At 59.0% G+C, this 23,538-nt stretch carries 25 protein-coding genes; 14 read left to right on the forward strand and 11 right to left on the reverse strand.

Annotated features, from left to right (window positions below):
- Positions 1–57: 57 nt before the first annotated feature.
- A complete protein-coding gene (locus J7416_RS19705) occupies positions 58–888 on the reverse strand; it encodes a methyltransferase domain-containing protein (protein ID WP_209227161.1) in 831 nt (276 codons plus the stop codon).
- A gap of 16 nt (positions 889–904) precedes the next feature.
- On the opposite strand from J7416_RS19705, the gene J7416_RS19710 reads away from it, so the two are divergent.
- From J7416_RS19710 to J7416_RS19725, 4 genes are read left to right on the forward strand one after another with little or no spacing between them, the layout of a single operon-like run.
- A complete protein-coding gene (locus J7416_RS19710; protein WP_209227165.1) occupies positions 905–1,633 on the forward strand; it encodes a ComF family protein in 729 nt (242 codons plus the stop codon).
- A gap of 37 nt (positions 1,634–1,670) precedes the next feature.
- A complete protein-coding gene (gene grxC, locus J7416_RS19715) occupies positions 1,671–1,928 on the forward strand; it encodes a glutaredoxin 3 (RefSeq protein ID WP_209227166.1) in 258 nt (85 codons plus the stop codon).
- On the forward strand, positions 1,928–2,758 hold the full coding sequence (locus J7416_RS19720) for a carbon-nitrogen hydrolase family protein (protein ID WP_209227168.1): 831 nt from the start codon (positions 1,928–1,930) through the stop codon (positions 2,756–2,758). The genes grxC and J7416_RS19720 overlap by 1 nt, the downstream gene beginning before the upstream one ends.
- A gap of 15 nt (positions 2,759–2,773) precedes the next feature.
- Entirely contained in the window at positions 2,774–3,214 is a 441-nt protein-coding gene (locus J7416_RS19725) for a MarR family transcriptional regulator (protein ID WP_170418232.1), read from the forward strand.
- 51 nt (positions 3,215–3,265) lie between these two features.
- Here J7416_RS19725 and J7416_RS19730 read toward each other — a convergent pair whose 3' ends face one another.
- Positions 3,266–3,742, reverse strand: coding sequence for a hypothetical protein (locus J7416_RS19730; protein ID WP_209227171.1), 477 nt, complete (start codon positions 3,740–3,742; stop codon positions 3,266–3,268).
- Positions 3,743–3,897: 155 nt separating this feature from the next.
- On the reverse strand, positions 3,898–4,644 hold the full coding sequence (gene ubiG, locus J7416_RS19735; protein WP_209227174.1) for a bifunctional 2-polyprenyl-6-hydroxyphenol methylase/3-demethylubiquinol 3-O-methyltransferase UbiG: 747 nt from the start codon (positions 4,642–4,644) through the stop codon (positions 3,898–3,900).
- Between the two features lie 48 nt (positions 4,645–4,692).
- On the opposite strand from ubiG, the gene pip reads away from it, so the two are divergent.
- From pip to infB, 8 genes are all read left to right on the forward strand, one after another.
- Positions 4,693–5,670: a prolyl aminopeptidase gene (pip, locus tag J7416_RS19740; RefSeq protein WP_209227177.1), complete on the forward strand. Its 978-nt coding sequence runs from the start codon at positions 4,693–4,695 to the stop codon at positions 5,668–5,670.
- On the forward strand, positions 5,667–6,488 hold the full coding sequence (locus tag J7416_RS19745; protein WP_209227180.1) for an ABC transporter substrate-binding protein: 822 nt from the start codon (positions 5,667–5,669) through the stop codon (positions 6,486–6,488). The genes pip and J7416_RS19745 overlap by 4 nt, the downstream gene beginning before the upstream one ends.
- Before the next feature lie 93 nt (positions 6,489–6,581).
- A complete protein-coding gene (locus tag J7416_RS19750) occupies positions 6,582–7,499 on the forward strand; it encodes a hypothetical protein (RefSeq protein WP_209227182.1) in 918 nt (305 codons plus the stop codon).
- A gap of 9 nt (positions 7,500–7,508) precedes the next feature.
- Positions 7,509–7,679: a hypothetical protein gene (locus J7416_RS19755; protein ID WP_209227184.1), complete on the forward strand. Its 171-nt coding sequence runs from the start codon at positions 7,509–7,511 to the stop codon at positions 7,677–7,679.
- A 164-nt stretch (positions 7,680–7,843) separates the two neighbouring features.
- Entirely contained in the window at positions 7,844–8,434 is a 591-nt protein-coding gene (gene rimP, locus J7416_RS19760; protein ID WP_209227187.1) for a ribosome maturation factor RimP, read from the forward strand.
- Positions 8,434–10,053 carry a transcription termination factor NusA gene (nusA, locus tag J7416_RS19765; RefSeq protein WP_209227190.1) on the forward strand — a complete coding sequence of 540 codons (1,620 nt, stop codon included), beginning with the start codon at positions 8,434–8,436 and terminating at the stop codon, positions 10,051–10,053. The genes rimP and nusA overlap by 1 nt, the downstream gene beginning before the upstream one ends.
- Positions 10,054–10,075: 22 nt before the next feature.
- Positions 10,076–10,699 (forward strand): RNA-binding protein, encoded by a 624-nt coding sequence (locus tag J7416_RS19770; RefSeq protein ID WP_209227193.1) that lies wholly within the window; start codon positions 10,076–10,078, stop codon positions 10,697–10,699.
- A gap of 8 nt (positions 10,700–10,707) precedes the next feature.
- Positions 10,708–13,182 (forward strand): translation initiation factor IF-2, encoded by a 2,475-nt coding sequence (infB, locus tag J7416_RS19775; RefSeq protein ID WP_209227196.1) that lies wholly within the window; start codon positions 10,708–10,710, stop codon positions 13,180–13,182.
- Between the two features lie 333 nt (positions 13,183–13,515).
- Here infB and J7416_RS19780 read toward each other — a convergent pair whose 3' ends face one another.
- From J7416_RS19780 to J7416_RS19805, 6 genes are all read right to left on the reverse strand, one after another.
- Positions 13,516–13,941: a hypothetical protein gene (locus tag J7416_RS19780; protein WP_209227199.1), complete on the reverse strand. Its 426-nt coding sequence runs from the start codon at positions 13,939–13,941 to the stop codon at positions 13,516–13,518.
- A gap of 309 nt (positions 13,942–14,250) precedes the next feature.
- Positions 14,251–15,078 (reverse strand): alpha/beta hydrolase, encoded by an 828-nt coding sequence (locus J7416_RS19785; RefSeq protein ID WP_209227200.1) that lies wholly within the window; start codon positions 15,076–15,078, stop codon positions 14,251–14,253.
- 3 nt (positions 15,079–15,081) lie between these two features.
- Entirely contained in the window at positions 15,082–15,963 is an 882-nt protein-coding gene (locus J7416_RS19790; protein WP_209227202.1) for a tryptophan 2,3-dioxygenase family protein, read from the reverse strand.
- A 62-nt stretch (positions 15,964–16,025) separates the two neighbouring features.
- Positions 16,026–17,054 (reverse strand): L-threonine 3-dehydrogenase, encoded by a 1,029-nt coding sequence (gene tdh, locus J7416_RS19795; RefSeq protein WP_209227313.1) that lies wholly within the window; start codon positions 17,052–17,054, stop codon positions 16,026–16,028.
- Between the two features lie 14 nt (positions 17,055–17,068).
- A complete protein-coding gene (locus J7416_RS19800) occupies positions 17,069–18,253 on the reverse strand; it encodes a glycine C-acetyltransferase (protein WP_209227204.1) in 1,185 nt (394 codons plus the stop codon).
- Positions 18,254–18,362: 109 nt separating this feature from the next.
- Positions 18,363–18,926 (reverse strand): XRE family transcriptional regulator, encoded by a 564-nt coding sequence (locus J7416_RS19805; RefSeq protein WP_209227206.1) that lies wholly within the window; start codon positions 18,924–18,926, stop codon positions 18,363–18,365.
- A 118-nt stretch (positions 18,927–19,044) separates the two neighbouring features.
- On the opposite strand from J7416_RS19805, the gene J7416_RS19810 reads away from it, so the two are divergent.
- Complete coding sequence (locus J7416_RS19810) at positions 19,045–20,220, forward strand: acetyl-CoA C-acyltransferase family protein (protein WP_209227208.1); 1,176 nt, start codon at positions 19,045–19,047, stop codon at positions 20,218–20,220.
- A 95-nt stretch (positions 20,221–20,315) separates the two neighbouring features.
- On the opposite strand, the gene ubiB is transcribed toward J7416_RS19810, so the two are convergent.
- The gene (gene ubiB, locus J7416_RS19815; protein ID WP_209227210.1) at positions 20,316–21,845 is read right to left on the reverse strand and encodes a 2-polyprenylphenol 6-hydroxylase; all 1,530 of its coding nucleotides are present in this window, start codon (positions 21,843–21,845) and stop codon (positions 20,316–20,318) included.
- The gene (gene ubiE / locus J7416_RS19820; protein WP_209227212.1) at positions 21,845–22,597 is read right to left on the reverse strand and encodes a bifunctional demethylmenaquinone methyltransferase/2-methoxy-6-polyprenyl-1,4-benzoquinol methylase UbiE; all 753 of its coding nucleotides are present in this window, start codon (positions 22,595–22,597) and stop codon (positions 21,845–21,847) included. Before ubiE ends, ubiB begins: the two co-directional genes overlap by 1 nt.
- 86 nt (positions 22,598–22,683) lie before the next feature.
- On the opposite strand from ubiE, the gene mutM reads away from it, so the two are divergent.
- Positions 22,684–23,535 carry a bifunctional DNA-formamidopyrimidine glycosylase/DNA-(apurinic or apyrimidinic site) lyase gene (mutM, locus tag J7416_RS19825; protein WP_209227214.1) on the forward strand — a complete coding sequence of 284 codons (852 nt, stop codon included), beginning with the start codon at positions 22,684–22,686 and terminating at the stop codon, positions 23,533–23,535.
- Positions 23,536–23,538: the final 3 nt, after the last annotated feature.

The following is a 23,538-nucleotide window of genomic DNA, read 5'->3' on the forward strand; positions in this document are numbered from 1 at the left end:
TTCGAACTTCCTGCGGTTATTCTGTACCGGCCTGAGATAACCGGATTTGTTCAGTCGTCAATCGGGCAGTTTGCCTTCTTTCGTCCCCAGCGCGTCGGCAAGACGCGCCTGGGCCGAGCCAGGGCGCAGCGGTTTTTGTTGGCTTTCGTCCGGCGACCAGCCGGTCAGGCAAATCAGTTCGAATGTCGCGGCGAGGCGATCGCTATCTGATAAGAAGCTCTCGGCATAAATCTGCTGTGCGCGGTTAAAGATCTGACGTCGTGTCATATGCGTCACGCGACCGGTCAGGCAGTTGGATTCACCCATTGCGCGCAGATCATGCATAAGATGGGGCAGGTCGCGGTATTCGGCCGTCAGACGCGCCGAGTCTGCCACGGGCAGCGCCAGCCCCGCGCGTTGAAGCAGACCGCCCAGATCGCGCAGTTCCGCCATCGGAGCAACGCGCGGGCTTAACCCTCCGGTCACCTCGATCTCGGCCTGTCCCAATGCGGCGCGCAGTTCGTGCAGCGTTTCGCCGCCCAGGCACACAACCAGCAGTAACCCGTCGGCCCGCAAGGCGCGATGGCATTGGATCAGCTGCCCGACCGGATCATTGGCCCAATGCAGGGCCATGGCGTGGATCACCAGATCCTGCGAGCCGGGCGTCAGGTCCAGCACGTCCTCATCCGCGAGCAGCCGTGCGCCGGGCAGCACATCCTGCCAAATATGCTTAAAGGGCGTGACGATCGCCGGGGCCGTAAAGCTTTTGTTAACCATAGAGAGCCGATCCTGCACTTCGTCCACGGCGGCACGGTGCAAAAACAGCGCCTCGTCCCGCGCGCGGGCACGATGCAGGGCCAAAACGCGGCGATCAAACAAAGAGGGAGCGGTGGAGTCAGGCAACTTCATAGGGCGCAATTATCGCATGTGGCAGCGAATTCAAACCGCTGTCGCGCTGATCTATCCCCCCCGGTGCATGGGATGCGGTGAGCTGACCGAGACGGATTTCGGTCTGTGCGGCACCTGTTGGCGCGAAACGCCGTTCATCGGCGGGACTGTATGCGAAAGCTGCGGTGTGCCTTTGCCGGGCACGGCAGACGGGCACCGGATTGAGTGTGATGACTGTATGAAGACCACCCGCCCCTGGCAGGATGGACGTGCGGCGCTGATGTACCAGGGCAAGGCACGTGCCCTTGTACTGGCGTTGAAGCACGGGGATCGTCCCGAACTGGCGCGCCCCGCCGCGCGGTGGATGGCGCAGGCCGGGCGAGAGTTGTTTCGCCCAGACATGCTGATTGCACCCGTGCCGCTGCATTGGACCCGGCTGTTGAAGCGCCGATATAATCAATCCGCTTTGTTGGCGCAGCACCTCGGCAAAGAAGCGGGGTTGGAAGTGTGCCCGGACCTGCTGTTGCGGCGGGTCCGAACCCCGGCCTTGGATGGCAAAACCGCGGCTCAGCGGGCCGAAACGCTTGAAAACGCGATCTCCACCCATCCAAAGCGGGTGAACCGTATGCAGGGGCGCGATGTCTTGCTGGTGGATGACGTTATGACCTCGGGCGCGACGTTGGCGGCCTGTGCGCGTGTCTGCCTTGCATCCGGGGCAAATCATATTTTCGTGTTGACCCTAGCGCGCGTTGCCAAGGATGCCTAATTCGCCCAAGATTATACGAAATGCGAAGGTACGGAACATGAAACCGGTAGAAATCTACACCTCGCCGCTCTGCGGCTTTTGTCACGCGGCCAAACGCCTGCTCAAGCAGAAAGGCGTCGAGTTCAAGGAAGTCGACGTGCTGATGCATCCCAAGCGCAAGCCCGAGATGATCAAGCGCGCGGGCGGCAAGCGGACCGTTCCCCAGATATTTGTCGGCACCACCCATGTTGGCGGCTGTGATGACCTTTATGAGCTGGAGCGTCAGGGCAAGCTGGACGGTCTGCTGGCGGCCTGATGAAAACCGCTCTGCTGCAGATCACATCCTCGGATGATCCGGCTGAAAACCTGATCATGGTAAAGAGGATGATGGCCGAGGCCGCCTCGGAGGGTGCGCAGTTCATTCTGACGCCCGAGGTCACGAATTGCGTGTCCAACAGCACAACGCGGCAACGCGAGGTTCTGCAACACGAAGAAGACGACCAAACGCTGGCGGGCCTGCAGGATCAGGCCGCCGCGCTGGGCGTCTGGCTGCTGATCGGGTCTTTGGCAATCAAAACGCATGATGCGGATGGGCGTTTTGCCAACCGGTCTTACATGATCGACCCGCAAGGACAGATCGTGGCGCGGTACGACAAAATTCATATGTTCGACGTGCAGGTTACTGAGACCGAGACCTTCCGCGAATCGAAAAACTACCGCCCCGGCGAAAAGGCCGTTGTTGCAGACACCGATTTCGGCAAGGTCGGTATGACCGTCTGCTATGACATCCGCTTCCCGTATCTTCATACAGCTCTGGCAAAGGCCGGAGCCCGTGTTCTGACCGTTCCGGCTGCGTTTTCACCAGTGACGGGGGCCGCCCACTGGGAATCGCTGCTGCGCGCCCGCGCGATTGAGACCGGCTGCTGGGTCATCGCCCCTGCCCAAACCGGAGAGCACCCCAAAACCCGCGGCAAGACGCGCTATACTTACGGCCACAGCATGGTTGTCGCCCCGTGGGGAGAGGTCGTCATCGACGCAGGGACCGATCCGGGCATTCACTTTTTCGATTTGGATGATAGTTCTGTGACAGAGGCGCGCCGCCGCGTGCCGTCCCTGACTCACGTGAGGTCCTTCCAGGGGCCCTGACCCAGAACCGGATACATGACGGACGAACACAATGCCCTTGCGGTCACGCTATTCAGCGAGATCCTGACCGCCGATCAGCTATTGCGCAACCGGCTCAGCCGGGTGCTGCCCAAGGGCATGGAAATCTCGCATTTCTCGGTTCTGAATCATCTGGTCTTTGTCGGGGGTGAACGCTCTCCGGCGCAACTGGCCAGCACCTTCCACGTGACCCGAGGGGCGATGACCAACACCTTGGCCAAGCTGGAATGGGCCGGATACATCCACATCCGCCCCGACTGGGACGACGCCCGCCGCAAGATGGTCGCCATCAGCCCTGCGGGTCGTAGGGCACGCGATCAGGCGATTTCCTCGATTGCCCCGCTGATCAACCGCGTGGTCGGAGAGCTGGGTCTGGAACGCGTCCGCAGCACGCTACCCGTGTTGCGGGATTTGCGGTTGCAGTTAGAGGGGGAGTAGGGACGGCTCTTTTGGGCGGTTGTTGCAATCCAATCCAACAATGGCCGTTCGTCAGTTTAGACAAGTTCTTAGTGTGCCCTTGGCTACAATTTCATCCCAATTGGCGCCTAAGGTCGTTTTTGCATCAATTGCGTTGGCAGCTTCTGGATCCCTTTGCTCAAACATAACAGCGACTATTGCCGCATCTGGCGTACCGCTTACGATTGGTGTTGCGGTAGTGTTTCCAGAGAAGGTGCTGGTGTTTCCAAAAGTGTTTAATGTTCCAGTTGTGTTGTAGTTGGCTCCGACAACACGAACATTATTTTCAGCACCCATTTCCGCAATAAGATACTTGTCGTAGCCCAAGCGAATGGTTTCGACCGCAGCCAACTTAGAGACCAGATTTCTTGCGCCAGCCGCGCCGCAAGCTGGAGCGGCGCTGACATCAATTCGTACGATGTTTCGCGCGAGTTGAGTTGTCGTTGACGAAGCACATGCTCCGACAAAAGCCGCCACTGACACCGTGACGACTAGTTTGAAATATTTCATTGGTTGCCCTGTTGAGAATCAGCATCAATATCAATGTGATGCTAGAGCTGAAAATCTCATAGCTGTCAATTATGGCAGCATACTGGGCTGCGAATTCGCTCCCATAATTCTTTGGTGAGGGTGGGAAGATCCCACCCTAAGAGCGGATAAAGTGCTCACCCCGGCTTCACACTCGCCGTCACATAATTCACGCTCAGATCCCGGTCCGAGATCGACCAGCTCCACAGGATCGGGTTGAACACAAATCCCTTGCGGTCCACCGGCTCCAGCCCCGCCTGACGCAGCAGGCCGAACAGCTCATCGGGAGTGATGAACTTGTTCCATTCGTGGGTGCCGCGCGGCAGCCAGCGCATGACGACCTCGGCCCCGAAAATGGCCATCGCATAGGATTTCGGGTTGCGGTTGATGGTCGAGCATATCTCCAGCCCGCCGGGTTTCAGCAGTTGCTGCGTCGCGGTCAGGTAGGAAAGCGGATCGGCCACGTGTTCGACCACTTCCATGTTCAGCACCACGTCGAATTGTTCACCTGCGGCGGCCATGTCCTCGGCGGTGGTGTGGCGGTAGTCGATCTCCAGCCCCGATTGTTCCGCGTGAATTCGGGCGACGGGCAGATTGCCCTCGGCGGCGTCGGCGCCAACGACGTCGGCCCCCAAACGCGCCATCGGTTCGCTCAGCAACCCGCCGCCGCAGCCGATATCCAGCAGGCGCAAGCCCTCGAACGGTTTCCCTAACGTCAGGTCCCGGTCAAATTCACCCGCGATCTGCTGTGTGATATAGTCCAGCCGACAGGGGTTGAGCATGTGCAGCGGTTTGAATTTTCCATGCGGGTCCCACCATTCGGCGGCCATCGCTTCGAATTTTGCGATCTCGGAAGGGTCAACCGTGTTCGGATGCGCTTGCATTCCTGTCTCCGTATGCTCTTTTACGCTTAAGGACTATATAGGGCCATAATGGACAAGTACCCGGACCAAAAGCGCGCAGTTCAATATCTGTACCCGCCGATCGACCCGTTCGATCAGCGCATGGTGGATGTGGGCGAAGGCCATCGCATCTATATGGAGCAATGCGGCAATCCCAACGGTGTGCCCGTAGTGGTCCTGCATGGCGGCCCGGGTGGCGGCTGCAGCCCTGCGATGCGGCGCTATTTCGACCCGAACGTCTATCGGGTGATTCTGTTTGATCAGCGCGGGTGTGGGCGGTCGCGGCCGCATGCGTCTGTCACGGATAACACCACATGGCATCTGGTGGCCGATATCGAACGGCTGCGGACCTTGCTGGATATCGACGACTGGATCGTCTTTGGCGGCAGCTGGGGCGCGACGCTCGCGCTGGTCTATGCGCAGTCCCATCCTGACCGGGTGAACCGGTTGGTGCTACGTGGCGTGTTTCTTGCCACGCAGTCCGAGCTTGATTGGTTCTATGGTGGCGGTGCCGGCAAGTTCTGGCCCGAACAATGGTCGAAATTCACTGCACTTCTGTCCGAGGCCGAGCTGTCTGATACCATCAGCGCCTACAACAAGCGTTTGTTCTCGGGTGATCGTGCGACAGAAATCCTGTACGCCCGCGCCTGGTCCAGCTGGGAAAATGCGTTGGCCTCGATCCATTCGCAGGGAACCACGGGGGAAAGCCCCGGAGAGTATGCGCGCGCATTTGCACGGCTAGAGAATCACTATTTCATCAACAACGCGTTTCTTGAGCGGGATGGGCAGATTCTGGACCAGATGGATAGGATTGCGCATATCCCCGGCCATATCGTTCAGGGGCGGTATGACATGATTTGCCCGCCTCAGGCCGCTTGGAACCTTGCGCAGCTTTGGCCCAATGTTGAGCTAAAGATGGTACGGCAAGCCGGGCACGCCTTGTCAGAGCCCGGTATCAGCGCCGAGCTTGTACGCATTATGGACCGCGTGGCCGAGGGGGTATCATGACCCGGATTGACCGCCGCGCCCTGTTCGCCTCTGGTGCCGCTGCTGCATTGCTTGCAGCGACGGGTGCGTCACTGGCGGATTCGCCAAAGGTCGGTGGAACGCTGCGTCTGGCGGTGCCCCGTGATGAGAGCCTTGAACAAGTCGCCCGCGGTGCCGTGTTTGACACGCTGACCGAGATTGCGCCCGACGGTACCCTGCGCGGAGAACTGGCGACCGCCTGGCAGACAGATGCGCAAGCCAAGATCTGGAGCTTTGATCTGCGTGAGTCAGTTCAGTTTCACGATGGGTCCGCACTGGATGTACAAGATGTGCTGGCCGTTTTGAAAGAGGTCGGGCAGGTCGAAGCCCTGTCTGATACGCGGGTTCGTCTTGAACTGGCCGCGGCCAACCCCGGTCTTCCGTTTTTGCTGGCCGACAGCCGGTTTGTGATCACGCGCGACGGACAAGGCGTAACGCCTTTGCACGCCGCGAATGGAACCGGATGCTATCGTGTTGAACGGGCAGAAGATGATCGGCATTTTCTGGGGCGCCGTGTTGCGGGGCACTACAAGGACGGATCGGCGGGATGGGCTGAAACGCTTGAGATCATCGTGATTCCTGACGCGCATGTCCGGGCCGAGGCATTGCGCGATGGCTATGTGGATATAGCGGCCCTGCCGCAGTCCGAGGGGCTGAACGGTCAACGCGGACTGCGCTTTTTCCCAAGCGAAGACGATATGGCACTGGCCGTCGCCGGCCATGTCGGAATGCCGCGCCAGGTCGGAACTGGTCGTCCCTTGGATGACGGCAGACTCGCCGAGCGTTGGTGGTTGATTTAACCAGCTCAGACTCGCCTGACTTCTACTTTGTGCAAAATTTTGCTATTGTATGCGCTGCATTAGCTTAATTGTTTCGCAAATGGGAGAAGTCCCATGAAGGTCGAAGGTCTAAAGAGTATAACGATAATCGTTTTGTCCGCCGTTTTGGGTTATGTCGCTGTGTCTGCCCTGAAAACAGGGAAGGATGTGACGGTAAAAGTCAGCAAAAACGGGACCATAGAGTTGGAGGCCCGAGAAGGGCAGTCGCTGACTCAGTTACTGGACAACGGGTTTGAGGCGGTGAAGCCCTCTGACGGCGACAGTCCCGAAACCCAAGCGCGAAAAATCTCGGATATGCGGGCTTTGACGCGGACCCTGCAGTCTCATGGGTACTATGCGCTGAACGATTCGGCGCTGGCGGACAAGATTCGTGGGCTGGAAAAGGACCACAACTTGTCGGTCCAGTTGCGCGATGTGCTTTATGATCTGGAAGGCCCGTTTTCGTTGCCGGGAACGCTGCGCGGCGCAGATTCGCGAATGTGGCAGGCCATTGCGGACCTTTATGAGGGGATAAAGTCCGAACCGCGGGGCGACAGTCAGCTATTTGCGACGCTTTATACAAATTTCATTGATCAGGAGACCGTGTTCAGCCCGTTCAAGCATCAGGTGACCGCAGAAGGTGTGTTGCTGCATGACACCAATGGCACCGATACACCCATGGTGTTCACCTGCCCGGACAGTTTTCTGAAGCAGGGGATTACCGTTCTGGTCAAGCCAGTTGGCGGCTCGTCCAACATCATGCGCCAGTTCAAGGTACAGCAAAACGCGGTGTTCCATTCCTGCGCCGCGCGCACGCCGTTTGAAACACTGTCCGGCTCGGAAATGAAGCTGGGGCTGAACCGTGCAGCTTTTGATCAGCTTTTCCCACCGCGACTGGCTGATGCCGAACAATTTCAGGGCCGCGGCACTTTGTCGGTGATCATTTATCCGCGCAACACGCAGCCTGCGCTGTTTGCATCATCGGCGGATTAGGAGATTTGAATGAAGATGTTTTTAATATTGATTGCAGTTTTTTCATTGGTGAGCCTGTCTCTGTTCAGCGCGGCCATGGCCCAAGGCAGGCAATGCCTGTTTGATGGTCAGGTCTACGAAGACGGGGATCGCGTTGGCCCCTATGTCTGTGTTGATGGCGAGTGGGTTCTTTCGGATTGAAACTCAGATCGGCTGATCGGGCGCTGTGGGCTTGCATTCTTGTATGTGCACGGCTATATCGCCCCTAACAGCGGCGTGTCGGGCTTCGGTCCGGGGCACCACCGGAAAAGATCGACGGGCCGCGCGCCCGTTTTTTTGTGCCCGATCGAAGGGTAGAGTACCAGATGACAAACGACCTGATAGCCAAAGCTGCCATCGACCGGCGACTGGCCGAGATCATCACCCCCGTGATCGAAGATCTGGGGTATGAGCTTGTGCGTATCCGCTTGATGAGTGGCAAGCAGACCACGCTGCAAATCATGGCTGACAAGCCTGACGGCGGCATCGAAGTGGACGATTGCGCCGAGATTTCAAATGCGGTCAGCGCCACGCTGGACGTCGAGGACCCAATCCTTGACGCCTATACGCTGGAAGTGTCCAGCCCGGGCATCGACCGCCCTCTGACCCGTCTCAAAGACTTTGAGACTTTCGAAGGGTATGAGGCCAAGATTGAAACCGCCGAACTGATCGACGGCCGCCGCCGGTTCAAGGGCGAGTTGGCCGGGGTCGAAGGGGATGAGGTTCTGATCAATATCCCCGAAGGGGGCGAGACAATCACCATCGGTCTGCAATTCGACTGGCTTAGCGATGCCAAGCTGGTTCTGACCGATGACCTGATCAAGGAAATGCTGCGCCAGCGCAAAGACGCCGGTGCCCTGAACGAAAACGCTTTCGACGAGATTGAGACCGAAGGGTCCGAAGAGGAGACGAACTGATGGCAATCACCTCAGCCAACCAGCTGGAGCTGCTGCAGACCGCCGAGGCCGTGGCCCGCGAAAAGATGATCGACCCCGGTCTGGTTGTCGAAGCGATGGAGGAATCGCTCGCCCGTGCCGCCAAGAGCCGCTACGGCGCCGAGATGGACATCCGCGTCTCCATCGACCGCAAGACCGGCAAGGCGACCTTCACCCGCGTCCGCACCGTGGTCGAGGATGAAGAGCTTGAGAACTATCAGGCCGAGATGACCGTCGAACAGGCCAAGCAGTACATGGAAAACCCCGAGGTGGGTGACGTCTTTGTCGAAGAGGTTCCGCCGGTTGAGATGGGCCGTATCGCGGCCCAGTCCGCCAAGCAGGTGATCCTGCAGAAGGTGCGCGAAGCCGAGCGTGACCGTCAGTACGAAGAATTCAAGGATCGCGCAGGCACCATCATCAACGGTGCCGTCAAACGCGAGGAATTCGGCAATGTCATCGTCGATCTGGGCGGTGCCGAGGCTGTTCTGCGCCGCAATGATAAGATCGGTCGCGAAAGCTATCGCCCGAATGACCGCGTACGCGCCTATATTAAGGAAGTCCGCCGCGAGGTCCGTGGCCACCAGATCTTCCTGTCGCGCACCGCGCCGGAATTCATGGCCGAGTTGTTCAAGATGGAAGTACCGGAAATCTATGACGGTATCATCGAGGTCAAGGCTGTTGCCCGCGATCCCGGATCGCGCGCCAAGATTGCTGTGATCTCGTATGACGGCTCGATCGACCCCGTGGGTGCGTGCGTTGGTATGCGCGGCAGCCGTGTACAGGCCGTTGTGAACGAGCTGCAGGGCGAGAAAATCGACATTATCCCGTGGAACGAAGATCAGCCGACCTTCCTGGTGAACGCGCTGCAACCCGCCGAGGTCTCCAAGGTGGTTCTGGACGAAGAAGCCGGCAAGATCGAAGTTGTGGTTCCCGAGGAACAGCTGAGCCTGGCCATCGGTCGTCGCGGCCAGAACGTGCGTCTGGCCAGCCAGCTGACCGGTCTGGACATCGACATCATGACCGAAGCCGAAGAATCGGCGCGTCGTCAGAAAGAATTCGAAGCCCGCACCCAGCTGTTCATGGACAGTCTGGATCTGGACGAGTTCTTCGCGCAGTTGCTGGTTTCCGAAGGCTTCACCAACCTCGAAGAGGTTGCGTATGTCGAGATCGAAGAACTGCTGGTCATTGACGGGGTCGACGAAGGCACCGCGCAAGAGCTGCAGACCCGCGCCCGCGAATTCCTGGAAGCTCAGGCTAAAGCGGCGCTGGACAGCGCCCGTGCACTGGGCGTCGAAGACAGCCTTATTGAATTTGAAGGCCTGACACCCCAAATGGTTGAGGCATTGGCCAAGGATGACGTGAAAACGTTGGAAGACTTCGCCACTTGCGCAGACTGGGAACTGGCCGGTGGCTGGACAACGGTCGACGGTCAGCGAATCAAGGATGACGGTGTTCTGGAGCCCTTTGGTGTCTCGTTGGAAGAGGCGCAGGATCTGGTCATGACGGCCCGCATCATGCTGGGTTGGGTTGATCCGGCCGAGCTGGAGCAGGCCGAAGAAGATGTAGACGGTGAAACTGTCGACGAGGAGGCCGAGGCCTGATTTCAGGCCTCGGGGTACGCGCATGGGTCGCGGTGGCGTCCATAAAGATCGGTCCGAAGGACCTGAGCGTAAGTGCATCGCCACGGGCGAGGTACAGCCAAAGTATGGGCTGATCCGCTTTGTGACGGGGCCGGACGGTCAGGTTTATCCGGACGTCGCGGCAAAACTGCCGGGGCGGGGCGTCTATGTGGCGGCGGATCGCGCTGCTTTGGACAAGGCTGTGGGCAAAAAGCTGTTTGCACGCGGTTTCAAGGCGCAGGTGAATGTGCCCAAGGACCTGACGGACGAAGTCGAACGTCAGGTCACGCGCCGTGTGATCGAGTTGCTGAGCCTTGCGCGCAAGTCCGGTGACGCGGTTGCCGGATACGAAAAGGTCAAGACGTGGCTGGACCGGGAAGAGGCCCAGGTGCTGATTCAGGCCATCGATGGATCGGGGCGCGGCAAGTCGAAACTGAGCACGCCGCACTTCGGAAAATACATCGGTTGGCTCACTGCGGACGAGTTAGGGCAGGCATTTGGGCGCCAAACGGTGATTCATGCGGCGCTCGCCTCTGGCGGACTCGCCAAACGTGTTGTAGAGGAAGCGCAGCGCCTGCGTGGCTTGCGCGAAAAGGATGACGGCGGCAGGGGCCGCTCGGAAGGGTAAGAAGCTTTATGAGCGATAATGACGGCAAAAAGACATTGGGTCTTCGTGGCGGGGCACGCCCCGGAAATGTGAAACAGAGTTTCAGCCACGGACGCACCAAGAATGTCGTGGTGGAAACCAAACGCAAACGCGTGGTGGTCCCCAAGCCGGGTGCCGGTAAACCGGGTGGCGGAGCAACGCCGTCGGGTGATCCGTCGCGTCGTCCTGCGGGTATCTCTGACGCGGAAATGGCACGCCGGATGAAGGCACTGCAGGCCGCCAAGGCCCGCGAGGCCGAAGAGGCCGCCGCCCGCGAAGCCGCTGAAAAGGCGCGCGAAGAAGAACGCGCGCGCCGCCGTGCCGAACAGGAAGCCAAGGAACGCGAACAGCGCGAAGCTGAAGAGCGGGCAAAGGCCAAGGCCGAAGAGGAAGAGCGCAAGCGCAAAGAGGCGGAAGAAGCTGCCAAACGCGCTGCTGCCGCCCCTGCGCCCGAAGAACCCAAGGCTGCCCGCAGCCCGGCCAGCAAGCCTGCGCCAGCAGCGACCCCGCGCAAGCAGGATCGCGAACGCGAACAGCGTGGCCGTGGCAAGGGACGCGACGACAACCGCCGCTCGGGCAAGCTGACTCTGGGTCAGGCAACCGGTGGCGAAGGCAACCGCCAACGCTCGATGGCGTCGATGAAGCGCAAGCAGGAGCGTGCGCGTCAGAAAGCTATGGGCGGCCCGGTCGAGCGGGAAAAGGTGATCCGCGACGTGCAGCTGCCCGAGGCGATCATGGTCTCAGAATTGGCCAACCGTATGGCCGAACGTGTGGCTGACGTTGTCAAATCGCTGATGCAGATGGGCATGATGGTGACGCAGAACCAGACCATCGACGCAGACACCGCCGAACTGATCATCGAAGAATTTGGCCACAAGGTCACCCGCGTCTCTGATTCGGATGTGGAAGACGTCATCAAAGAGGTCGAGGACAAGGACGAAGATCTGCAGCCGCGTCCGCCGGTCATCACCATCATGGGTCACGTTGACCACGGCAAAACCTCGTTGCTGGATGCGATCCGCGATGCGCGCGTTGTGGCCGGTGAAGCCGGTGGCATCACCCAGCATATCGGCGCTTATCAGGTCAAAACCGACGGCGGCACGACGCTGACCTTCTTGGATACTCCGGGTCACGCGGCCTTTACCTCAATGCGCTCACGCGGGGCTCAGGTCACGGATATCGTGGTTCTTGTTGTCGCGGCTGACGACGCGGTGATGCCGCAGACGATCGAGGCGATCAACCACGCCAAAGCGGCCGGAGTGCCGATGATCGTGGCGATCAACAAGGTCGACAAGCCGGATGCAAACCCGGACAAGGTGCGCACCGATCTGCTGCAGCACGAAGTGATCGTTGAGAAAATGTCGGGTGAGGTTCAGGACGTCGAAGTGTCCGCCATCACCGGTCAGGGTCTGGACGAACTGCTGGAAGCCATCGCGCTGCAATCCGAGATACTGGAACTAAAGGCCAACCCGAATCGCGCCGCTCAAGGTGCCGTGATCGAGGCGCAGCTGGATGTGGGCCGCGGTCCTGTGGCCACCGTTCTGGTTCAGAACGGTACGCTGCATCAGGGCGATATCTTCGTTGTGGGTGAGCAGTACGGTAAGGTCCGTGCGTTGATCAACGACAAGGGCGAACGTGTTAAAGAAGCTGGCCCCTCGGTTCCTGTCGAGGTTCTGGGTCTGAATGGTACGCCCGAAGCGGGCGACGTTCTGAACGTGACCGAGACCGAAGCGCAGGCCCGCGAGATCGCTGAATACCGCGAGCAAGCCGCCAAGGACAAACGCGCCGCCGCTGGCGCCGCGACTACCCTTGAGCAGCTGATGCAGAAGGCCAAAGAAGACGAAAACGTCACCGAACTGCCAATTCTGATGAAAGCGGACGTGCAGGGTTCGGCCGAAGCCATCGTTCAGGCGATGGAAAAGATCGGCAACGACGAGGTGCGCGTGCGCGTGCTGCACTCGGGCGTGGGTGCGATCACCGAAACGGATGTCGGTCTGGCCGAAGCCTCTGGCGCTCCGATCTTCGGGTTCAACGTCCGTGCCAACGCATCTGCGCGGAACACCGCAAACCAAAAGGGCGTCGAGATCCGCTACTACTCGGTGATCTATGATCTCGTGGACGACGTGAAAGCGGCTGCATCCGGCCTGCTGAGCGCCGAGATCCGCGAAAAGTTCATCGGTTACGCCGAGATCCGCGAAGTCTTCAAGGTCACCGGTGTTGGCAAGGTTGCCGGCTGTCTGGTCACCGAAGGCGTTGCCCGCCGTTCCGCAGGCGTCCGCCTGCTGCGCGACAACGTGGTGATCCACGAAGGCACGCTGAAGACGCTGAAACGCTTCAAGGACGAAGTGGCCGAGGTTCAGTCGGGTCAGGAATGCGGTATGGCGTTCGAGAACTACGATGATATCCGCGCCGGCGACGTGATCGAAATCTTCGAGCGCGAAGAGGTCACCCGGACGCTGGATTGATCAAGTTCAGAACGAAATTGGAAAAGCGGCCCCAGCTGGGCCGCTTTTTTCTTTTCCGGTTTCCAGTGTTCTGTTCAGGTCGTTCGAAAGGTCAAACTACTCCTCGGCATACCTAAGGTATTGGAGAGTAGGAGCGTTACGTCAGAAAATGAATCCAATGGCACCGGGCCGGACCAAGTCAAATGACAGACTTCCAGGCGCCAAGTACTGACTGACACGTCCACCGCTTTCGGTCTGGACCGGGCGCAACGACGCGGTACTGCTCAAAACGTGCCTGATCCAGATACGCCTACTGAACGTTCTTCTGCGAATTTGTACTGGCTCAAATGCGCCTTAGAAATGCCAATCCTCCAAGGATCGGTCTGTGTTGAACGTCCAGAACTCGGCTTCAGGTGCATCTGTGGTTTGTAGTGATAGAGATGAGGCTTTTTGTTCCGTCAAATTCGATAGGCCGCGTCCCACCCAACTGGCCATTGCGCCATTTCCCGTGTCCGGAACCGGTACGTCAAAAACAAAGGCATCATCGCTGCCCCAAGCATTGGCAGCGGGCGCTTGTTCAGCGGGCTGGAAGGAAATTTCGTCAACCTGAAATTGCAGTTCTCCACTAGCGACAGCCGCATCCGAGTTTATCAAAGCCGCGAGTCCGGGCGCGTTTGTGTCGCCGCTGGTAGGCACAGTGTTAGGAAGCTCGTTTCTCAATTTTTCGATGAGCCCAGGATTCAATTCCCGTGCACAATAACCACACATGGCGTTCTCCAAGTTTGTAATCTGACGGGCTTATGATCCCATCGAGCTGAAAATAGCATGGCTGAGAACATATCTATGAAATACGGCAGCTTTTTGGCTGTTAACGCACGTACTGCTAAATCGTCGCGCCCAGACTGTGTCACTGAAAGACCGGGTTTGGGGGATACAAATCAGCTAAAGAAATGTGCCGTTAGAATTTTCGCGTGTGTTCTTTGCGAGTTCGAGCGGGAGGCCCCTAACTCCGCTGAAAAAAGGCAATTCGCAAAGGTCGCACCTAACTTAGAGCGCGGAGTAAGCTTATCTGGCCTTCCACACTCCATACTACCTATAGGTGAGCAAGAATACGCGTGGGTGCATGATGACATCGAAATGCTGCATCCCCTTCTGCAGTTCGAAACTGACTGCATGTCCGCCTTTGCGCAAAGCCTCGGCGTAGTCCCGGCTTTGGCGAATGAACTCTGGCGTGTCCCGTTCCGCTACGGTCACGTGATAGCGGGGGCCGGGCGCGGGCAGGTGTAGGATCGGGGACAGGTCGTGCACCTCGACCGGGGTCAGTTGCAGCGGGTCGTTGACCGAAGTCTGGCTGATCGGCTCCAGATCATAGATTCCGCTGATCAGGATCACATCGCGGACGCGCAAACCGGAACGGGCCAGCGCGTCGGCCGAGCTCGCCATGACCATCGCGGCCAGATGCGCCCCGGCACTGTGCCCTGACAGGGTGACGCGCGAGGGATCGAAGCCCAGATCGGGCGCGTTTGCAGCCAGCCACAGCAAGGCGTCGCGGCATTCGGCGATCATGTCGCCGATCCGCGCATGCGGGGCCAGCGTGTAGTTGAGGGTCACAAACGACTGTTCAGCCTGAATCAGCGCCGGGGCCATCATCGCCGATTCACGCTGACTCAGAGCCTGCCAATAGCCGCCATGGATAAAGATGTGCAGCGGGGCGCCTGTACCCTTTGCAGGAAAGAAATCCAGAACCTGAGCCGTGCCATCACCGTACGAGATGTTCCCGATCACTTCCATCTGCGATCGATGCTGCGCACTGAGCGCGGCGTAACTGTCCAGATAGGGCGTCAAGTCGCCGCCGATCATCGAACTGGGAGAATACTCCCGCTCCAACTCGTCCTGAGAGAAACCCCGGTACAGCATCGCCTACTCCTGCTCGGTGTACATCAACTCGGTGCGTACATCGTAAAGATCATGGAAGAACTTCAAATCCAAGGCCTTGCGCAAGAAGGACACACCACTGGATCCTCCAGTGCCGGGTTGGTTTCCAATCACCCGTTCCACGGCTGTGACGTGATCGAACCGCCAGCGCTGGAACAGGGACTCTACATCCATCAGCTTTTCCGCCAGCGCGTAGAGGTCCCAGTATCGCTCGGTATCGCGGAAGACCTGCACCCAGATTTTGACAATGCGCGGGTCTCCGGAATAGGGCTGCGCGTAGTCTCGATTGAGCAGATCCTCCGGCACATCGAACCCCTGGCGGGCCAGCATATGCAGCACCTCGTCATAGAGCGACGGTTTGGTCAGTGCAGCGTTCAGCTGCGCCATGACCTCTTCGTCATGTTCGTGCACTTTCAGGGTCGAGGCATCCTTGTTGCCCAAAATGAATTCAATCTGACGATAGCCGTAGCTTTGGAAACCGGACGAACTGCCCAGCGCCTGCCGGAAGGTCATGTAGTCGGCCGGTGTCATGGTCAGCAAGGTTTCCCACGCGGTGATCAACTGCCGCTGGATCGCTTTGACCCGGTCGAGGTTCTTCATCGCCGGGCCAAAATCATCCTGCTGCAGATAGCGCCGTACCTCGACCAGCTGGTGGTGCATCAGTTTCAGCCACAGCTCGCTGACCTGATGGATGATGATGAACAGCATCTCATCCGGTTGCGCGGGGTCCTGGAAGGTCTTTTGCAGGTTCAACAGAGTCTTGAGCTGCAGAAAGTCGCCATAGCTTTTGCGGTGGTTCTGCGCGAAATCGGTGACCAGAGTGTCCTCGATTCCACGCTCAAGATAGCGGTGATCCTTGTCGCCCATTTGCTCCTCCAAACGCCTGAGTCACCCTTGTTTAGGGTCTAATCCAGCGCAACTCCAGAGCGTTAGGTCCAGTCGAGGACCACCTTTCCCGATTGGCCGGATTTCATGGCTTCAAAGCCCTGGGTAAAATCGTCGACCTTGAACCGATGTGTAATCACCCGGCTGACATCCAGACCGTTCTGCAGCATGGCGATCATCTTGTACCAGGTCTCAAACATCTCGCGGCCATAGACGCCTTTGATGGTGATGGCTTTGAAGACAATGCGGGACCAGTCGACCGGAGATTTTCCGGGCGGAATACCCAACAAGGCGATCTTGCCGCCCATCACAAGCGCCTCGACCATCTGATCCAGCGCGGCTTGGGAACCTGACATTTCAAGTCCTACGTCAAAGCCCTGCTGCATGCCAAGTTCGGTGATGACGTCCTGCAAGTCTTCCTTGCTGACATCCACAGCGCGCACAGTTGGCACGACGTGCTCGGCCAGCGTCAGACGATCGGGATTGATGTCGGTGATCACCACATGCCGCGCTCCTGCGTGGCGCGCGACGGCGGCGGCCATGATGCCGATGGGACCGGCGCCCGTGATCAGCACGTCTTCGCCCAACAGATCAAAGCTGAGCGCGGTGTGAACAGCGTTTCCCAGCGGATCGAGAATGGCCCCGATCTCGTCGGGTACATCGTCGGGCAGGGGGACCACGTTAAACGCAGGCAGCTTCAGGTATTGGGCGAAAGCCCCCTGTTCGTTTACCCCGATCCCCCGTGTGCCGGGGTCCAGGTGGAACTTGCCGGCGCGGCTCTGGCGGCTGTCGGTGGTGATCAGATGCCCTTCGCCCGAACAGCGCTGACCGATCTCAAGCCCGGATACATTGCGCCCCATTTCGACGATCTCACCGGCAAATTCATGGCCTGTGATCATCGGGATTGGCACTGTCGCAGCGGCCCAATCATCCCAGTGCCAGATATGGATATCTGTCCCGCAGATGCCGGTCTTGTTGACGCGGATCAGAACCTCTTCGGGACCGATCTCGGGGACAGGGGCTTGGACCATCCACAAACCTTCTTCGGGCTTGGACTTTTCCAAGGCTTTCATCGTGTTTGGTCGCATCAGATCACCCCCAAATCCTTGCCGACCTTGCCAAAGGCGGCCAGCGCGCGGTCAAGTTCGTCTTTTGTCAGAGCCGCATTCATCTGTGTTCTGATCCGTGCCTGACCACGTGGGACAACCGGAAAGAAGAACCCCGAGACATAAACGCCCTCGTCAAACAGGCGCGCGGCCATGTCCTGCGCCAGTTGCGCCTCACCCAGCATCACGGGGATGATCGGGTGTTCACCAGGCAGCAGATCAAAGCCCAGCTTTTCAAGCCCCGCGCGCCAGTACTTTGCGTTGCCAAACAGTTGCGCACGCAACATATCGCCTTCTTCGACAAGACGGATTGCCTCCAGCCCGGCAGCAACGATTGAGGGCGGCAGCGAATTAGAGAACAGATAGGGCCGCGCCCGCTGCCGCAGCAGGTCGATCACTGGCTGCGGCCCGGCGATATAACCGCCGATTGCCCCCCCAAGTGCCTTGCCCAAGGTTCCCGTCAGAATGTCCACATCGACGCCGAAATGATCCGGCGTCCCAGCACCATTCGGACCCATAAAGCCGGTGGCGTGGCAGTCATCGACCATGACGATGGCGTCGTATTTGTCGGCCAGCTCTCGGATTTTCGGCAGGTTGGCCAGGTACCCATCCATCGAGAACACACCATCGGTGGCGATCATGATATGTCGCGCCCCGTCCTCGCGCGCCTGCTTCAGCCAGGCCTCAAGATCGTTCATATCGTTGTTCAGATAGCGATAGCGTTTCGCCTTGCACAGGCGCACCCCGTCGATGATCGAGGCGTGGTTCAGACTGTCCGAGATGATGGCGTCTTCAGGCCCTAACAAAGGCTCAAACAGCCCACCATTGGCATCAAAACAGGCGGCGAACAGGATCGCGTCGTCCTTGTTCAGGAACTTGGCCAGACGTTGTTCAAGCTCACAGTGAATGTCTTGCGTGCCGCAGATGAACCGGACCGAGGCCATGCCGAATCCCTTGGGCTCCATTACGCCCTTGGCGGCGTCGATCAGCGCCGGGTGGTCGGCCAGACCCAGATAGTTGTTGGCGCACAGGTTGATCACCTTTTTGTCGCCCACCGTAATCTCACCGCCCTGAGGCGAGGTGATCATTCGTTCGCGTTTATAAAGCCCTTCAGCTTCGATCTGCGCGAGGGTGTCCGAAATGTGGGACAGGAATGCATCTGCCATGGCGATCTCCTTCATCTGAGTCGCGTGTCTAACATAACGGAAGCGTTTCCCAAATAGGGGAATGACGAAATTACGGAAAAATTTCCGTGAAGGCGGAAATCTGCCGGACTCAAGCGTTCTTTACGATAAGAAAAACCCGCGCAGGGCCATCTGCGGCAATCGAATGAGCAATATCTGCCGCATAGCGCGCGGTATCACCTTGTTTCAGATTGCTGACAGCCGTGCCCGACGTGACACGCACCGCGCCCTCAAGGATGGTCAGTTGTTCGCGCGCGCCGCGTGCATGAGGTTGGCTGTTCAGGGCGCCACCTTCGTCGAACTGGATGTCATAGACCTCATGCCCGCCGGCCTCTTCGGGCGGAGACAGAATGCGTATCCGGCAGTTTTGGCCCATGTTGTCGATACTGGGCACTTCGGAGTTCCTGAGGACCTCGATCTGATCTGCGCTGTTTGCTTCCTCCAGCAGACCAGCAAAATCCACCTGCAGCGCGCGGGTCAGGTTCCAAAGGGTCGAGATTGTCGGGCTGCTTTCGCCGCGTTCGATCTGGCTGACCATGGATCTGGATACACCGCTTAGGTTTGCCACGGCTTCTAGCGACAGGCCTTTGGCCCTGCGCGCCTCTTTCAGGCGGGCGGGCAGGCGTGTCAGGATATCGTCTGTGTTTTCCGTCATGACGGAATTTCATGCGCGTTTGGGCTTGGGATGTCAATTCCGCTTGTGACGGTACGTTCCATGGGACAGCCTGATGCCACAGGGGCATAGTTCCGCCAAATTCCAGAGGAGAAGAGACATGAAAGACATCGTGATTCTTGATGGTGCCCGCACCGCGATCGGCACATTTGGCGGGGCACTTGCGTCCACCGCACCAATCGACCTTGCGACTGTGGTGACCGAAGCGGCGATGGAGAAGTCCGGTGTTGAGCCCGCCCAGATCGGCAATGTGGTTTTCGGTCATGTCATCAACACCGAACCGCGCGACATGTACTTGTCGCGTGCCGCGGCGAAACAAGCGGGCATTCCGAATGAAACACCTGCGATGAACGTGAACCGTTTGTGCGGATCGGGGGCGCAGGCGATTGTGTCGGCGGTGCAGTCGTTGATGTTGGGTGATGCCGAGTTCGCCCTGGCCGGTGGGGCCGAGAGCATGTCGCGCAGCCCATACATTGTTCCGCAGGCGCGCTGGGGTGCCAAAATGGGCGATGTCAAATCTCTGGATATGATGCTGGGCGCGCTGAACTGCCCGTTTGGTACGGGTCATATGGGTGTGACGGCTGAAAACGTAGCGGATGAGCACCAGATCACGCGCGAGCAAATGGATTCCTTTGCGCTGACCAGCCAGACCCGCGCGGCGGAGGCGATTGGAGCGGGCTATTTCGAAAGCCAGATTGCTCCGGTTCAGATCAGGGTCAAACGTGACATGGTTGACTTTATGGTCGATGAACACCCCAAGCAGACCTCGGCCGAGGCTTTGGCGGGTTTGCGGCCTGCGTTCCAGAAAGACGGTCGTGTGACCGCGGGCAATGCGTCGGGGATCAATGATGGCGCTGCCGCGATGGTACTGGCCACGGCGGACGCTGCTGAAAAAGCGGGTCTGAAACCGAAGGCGCGTATTCTGGGGTATGGTCACGCTGGCGTGCGCCCCGAGGTCATGGGGATTGGGCCGGTTCCGGCCGTTCAGAACCTTCTGGCGCGCACGGGTTTGTCGGTCGAAGAATTTGACGTGATCGAAAGCAACGAGGCGTTTGCGTCTCAGGCATTGGCAGTGAACAAGGAATTGGGTCTGGATGCGGCAAAAGTGAACCCGAATGGGGGTGCGATCGCGTTGGGGCATCCAGTGGGCGCAACGGGCGCAATTATTACCTTGAAAGCACTCTATGAGTTGGAGCGCCTCGGCGGTTCCAAAGCTCTGGTGACCATGTGTATTGGTGGCGGGCAGGGTATCGCAATTGCCTTTGAGCGGCTTTGATCTGATAGGTCGCAGGGGGGCTGTCTGCCCCCCATTGCGCAAGGCGCAATTCCCCCCGAGGATATTTTTGGCCAGATGAAGCTGGCGGGTTGATCCTAGCCGAGCGATGTCAGGATCAGGACGAGCGCGGCACCGGCGGCGGCTCCGATCGTTGCGGGCAGGATGGCTGACGAAAGGCCTTTGTTTTGCGAGACGTCTTTTTGCGTCTGAGCGATCAGAGCGTTTTCGACCAGGGCGGGGAGGCGCGGACCAAAGCGTGCCAGCACCATTGCCGTCTTGCCAAAATCGCGTAGGGCGGCGCGGGGGCCGATGGATTGTTTGATATAGTCCTCGACAACCGGGCGGGCGACCTCCCAGATGTTCATATGCGGGTCGAGTGAACGCGCCACGCCTTCAACAACCACCATTGTGCGTTGCAGCAAGATCAGTTCTGTGCGGGTTTCCATGCCAAAGCGTTCGGTCACTTCGAACAGGTAATTCAGCAGGCGACCCATCGAGATGTGGGTGGCGTCCATGCCGAAGATCGGCTCACCCACGGCGCGCAGGGCGCGGGCGAATTCGTCGACGTCCCTGTCTGCTGGCACGTATCCGGCCTCGAAATGCACCTCGGCCACGCGTTTGTAATCGCGGCGGATAAAGCCGAAGAGAATCTCGGCATAGACCCGGCGGGTGTATTCATCGATATGACCCATGATGCCGTAGTCATAGGCGATGATGTCCCCGTTGGCGGCGACCTTGAGGTTGCCCTGGTGCATGTCCGCGTGGAAATAGCCGTCGCGCAGGGCGTGCAGAAGGAATAGGCGCAGGACCCGTTCGGCTAGGTCTCGGCGGTTATGGCCTGCGGCGTCCAGCGCGTCGTTGTCGCCCAGCGGGATACCATCGGCCCAGCTGAGGGTCATCACCCGGCGGGCAGACAGGGACCAGACCACCGGGGGCAGCCAAAAGCCTGAATCATCCTTGGTGTTGGCGGCGTATTCCGAAGCTGCAGCGCTTTCCAGACGCAGATCCAGCTCGCCGCGGACGACGCCATCGAAATGCTCGATCACTTCCATCGGGCGCAGGCGGCGCGCACCGGGGGCGCAGAGCTGCACGATGCGTGCGGCGAAATAGAAGGCGTCGACATCTTTGCGGAAAGCGCGTTCGATGCCGGGGCGCAGGACTTTGACGGCGACGTCCTCGCCGGTGCTTGTCAGCTTGGCCTTGTGCACCTGCGCAATCGACGCCGCAGCGATGGGTTCACTGAATTCGCTGAAAATCTCGGAAACCGGCTGACCCAGTTCTTTTTCCACCTCGGCCATAGCTTCGGCCTTGGGGAAAGGGGGCAGCTTGTCCTGCAGCACGCGCAATTGCGCGGCCAGTTCGTCGCCGACCACATCCGGGCGGGTCGAGAGAACCTGACCAAACTTGATGTAGGCAGGTCCCAGTGCCGTAAGAGCCCGCGTTGCCGGTGGCATGTTCGGGTCGCCCTTGTATCCCAGCCACTGGAACGGTTTGCCCAAAGCGTGCGCCACAATACGCAGGGCGCGCGGTGCCTCAAAAGCGTCCAGCACCACGTTCATGGCGCCTGTGCGCTCGAGCGTGGCGCCTGTGCGTATCAGGCGAATGATGTTGTGAGGGCCGCGCATCAGATCTTCCAGCCGGAATGCAGCGCGGCGATGCCCATGCTCAGGTTGCGATACTTGGCGTTTTCAAAGCCGGCCGCGCGGACCATATCCAGAAACGTTTCCTGATCGGGGAACTTGCGGATGGATTCCACAAGGTACTGATAGCTGTCGTAGTCATTAGCGATCAGTTTGCCCATGCGCGGGATGACGTTGAAACTGTACAGGTCATAGAGCTTCTGCAACCCGTCATTCGGCAACTGGCTGAACTCTAGTACCATCAGGCGGCCGCCGGGTTTGAGGACACGAAACGCCTCGTTCAAAGCCTCTTGCGGGCGAGTCACGTTCCGGATGCCGAACGAGATCGTGTAGACGTCAAAGGTGTTGTCATCAAAGGGCAGGGACATTGCGTCACCCACGACCCAGTTCAAACTGTCAGACATCTGGTCCGCCTCGGCGCGTTGGCGGCCTTCGACCAGCATCGGCTCGGTCAGGTCCAAAACAGTGGCGTGGCCATGGCCTGCGCGTTTCAGGAAGCGAAACGAAATGTCTCCGGTGCCGCCTGCGACGTCCAAAAGGCGCTGACCGGGGCGCGGGGCCAGCCAGTCCATCATCGCGTCTTTCCAGACCCTGTGAATGCCCATCGACATGACATCGTTCATCACGTCATACTTTGAGGCGACCGAGTTGAACACGCCCTGCACGCGCCCGGCTTTTTCAGCCTCGGGGACGGTTTCAAACCCGAAATGAGTGGTCTTGTCGCTGTTGTCGGACATTTGCCTTGCCGTTTGTCGAATTTCGCCTCTGTTATAGGGCTCTGGAACCGGGGCACAATGCGGCCCTTTGAATTAGGAGCCCTGTAATGCCCGAATTGCCCGAGGTCGAGACAGTAAGACGCGGCTTGTCCCCGGCGATGGAAAGCGTTGTGATCGAGCGCGCCGATGTAAACCGCCCCGATCTGCGCTGGCCTTTTCCCGAACGGATGGCCGAACGGCTGACCGGGCAGCGCGTTGATCGGTTGCGGCGGCGGTCGAAATACATTCTGGCTGACCTGAGCAGTGGTGAGACTCTATTGATTCATCTCGGTATGTCCGGGCGCATGACCGTATCCGGTGACCCGTTGGGGCAATTCGTGCATGACCATCCCATGCCCGAAAAACATGATCATGTCGTCTTTCACATGGCCAATGGCGCGCGGGTGACCTTCAATGATCCGCGACGGTTCGGGGCGATGGACCTGCTGCCGACCGTAACGGCCGAGGACCATAAGCTGTTGTCAGTTCTGGGACCCGAGCCGTTGGGGAACGATTTTCACGAACAGTACCTGATCAATGCGTTCAAAGGTAAGAACACGCCGGTCAAATCCGCGCTGCTGGATCAGGGAATCGTTGCCGGATTGGGCAATATCTATGTCTGCGAGGCGCTTTATCGCGCGGGCGTGTCGCCACGTCGTAAAGCAGGGCAAATTTCTGCGTCGCGGGTTGCGGCATTGGTTCCGATCATCCGTCAGGTGCTGCAAGATGCCATCGAAGCTGGCGGTTCGTCGTTGCGCGATTTCCGCCAAGCTGATGGAGAACTTGGATATTTTCAGCACAGTTTCGATGTTTACGGCCGCGAAGGCGAACCATGCCGAACGGAAGGATGCGGCGCGCTGATCAAAAGAATCACTCAGTCCGGTCGCTCATCCTTCTATTGCGCGCAATGCCAAAGATAACTT

Source organism: Ruegeria sp. R14_0 (genome assembly GCF_017743975.1).
Lineage (GTDB): Bacteria > Pseudomonadota > Alphaproteobacteria > Rhodobacterales > Rhodobacteraceae > Ruegeria.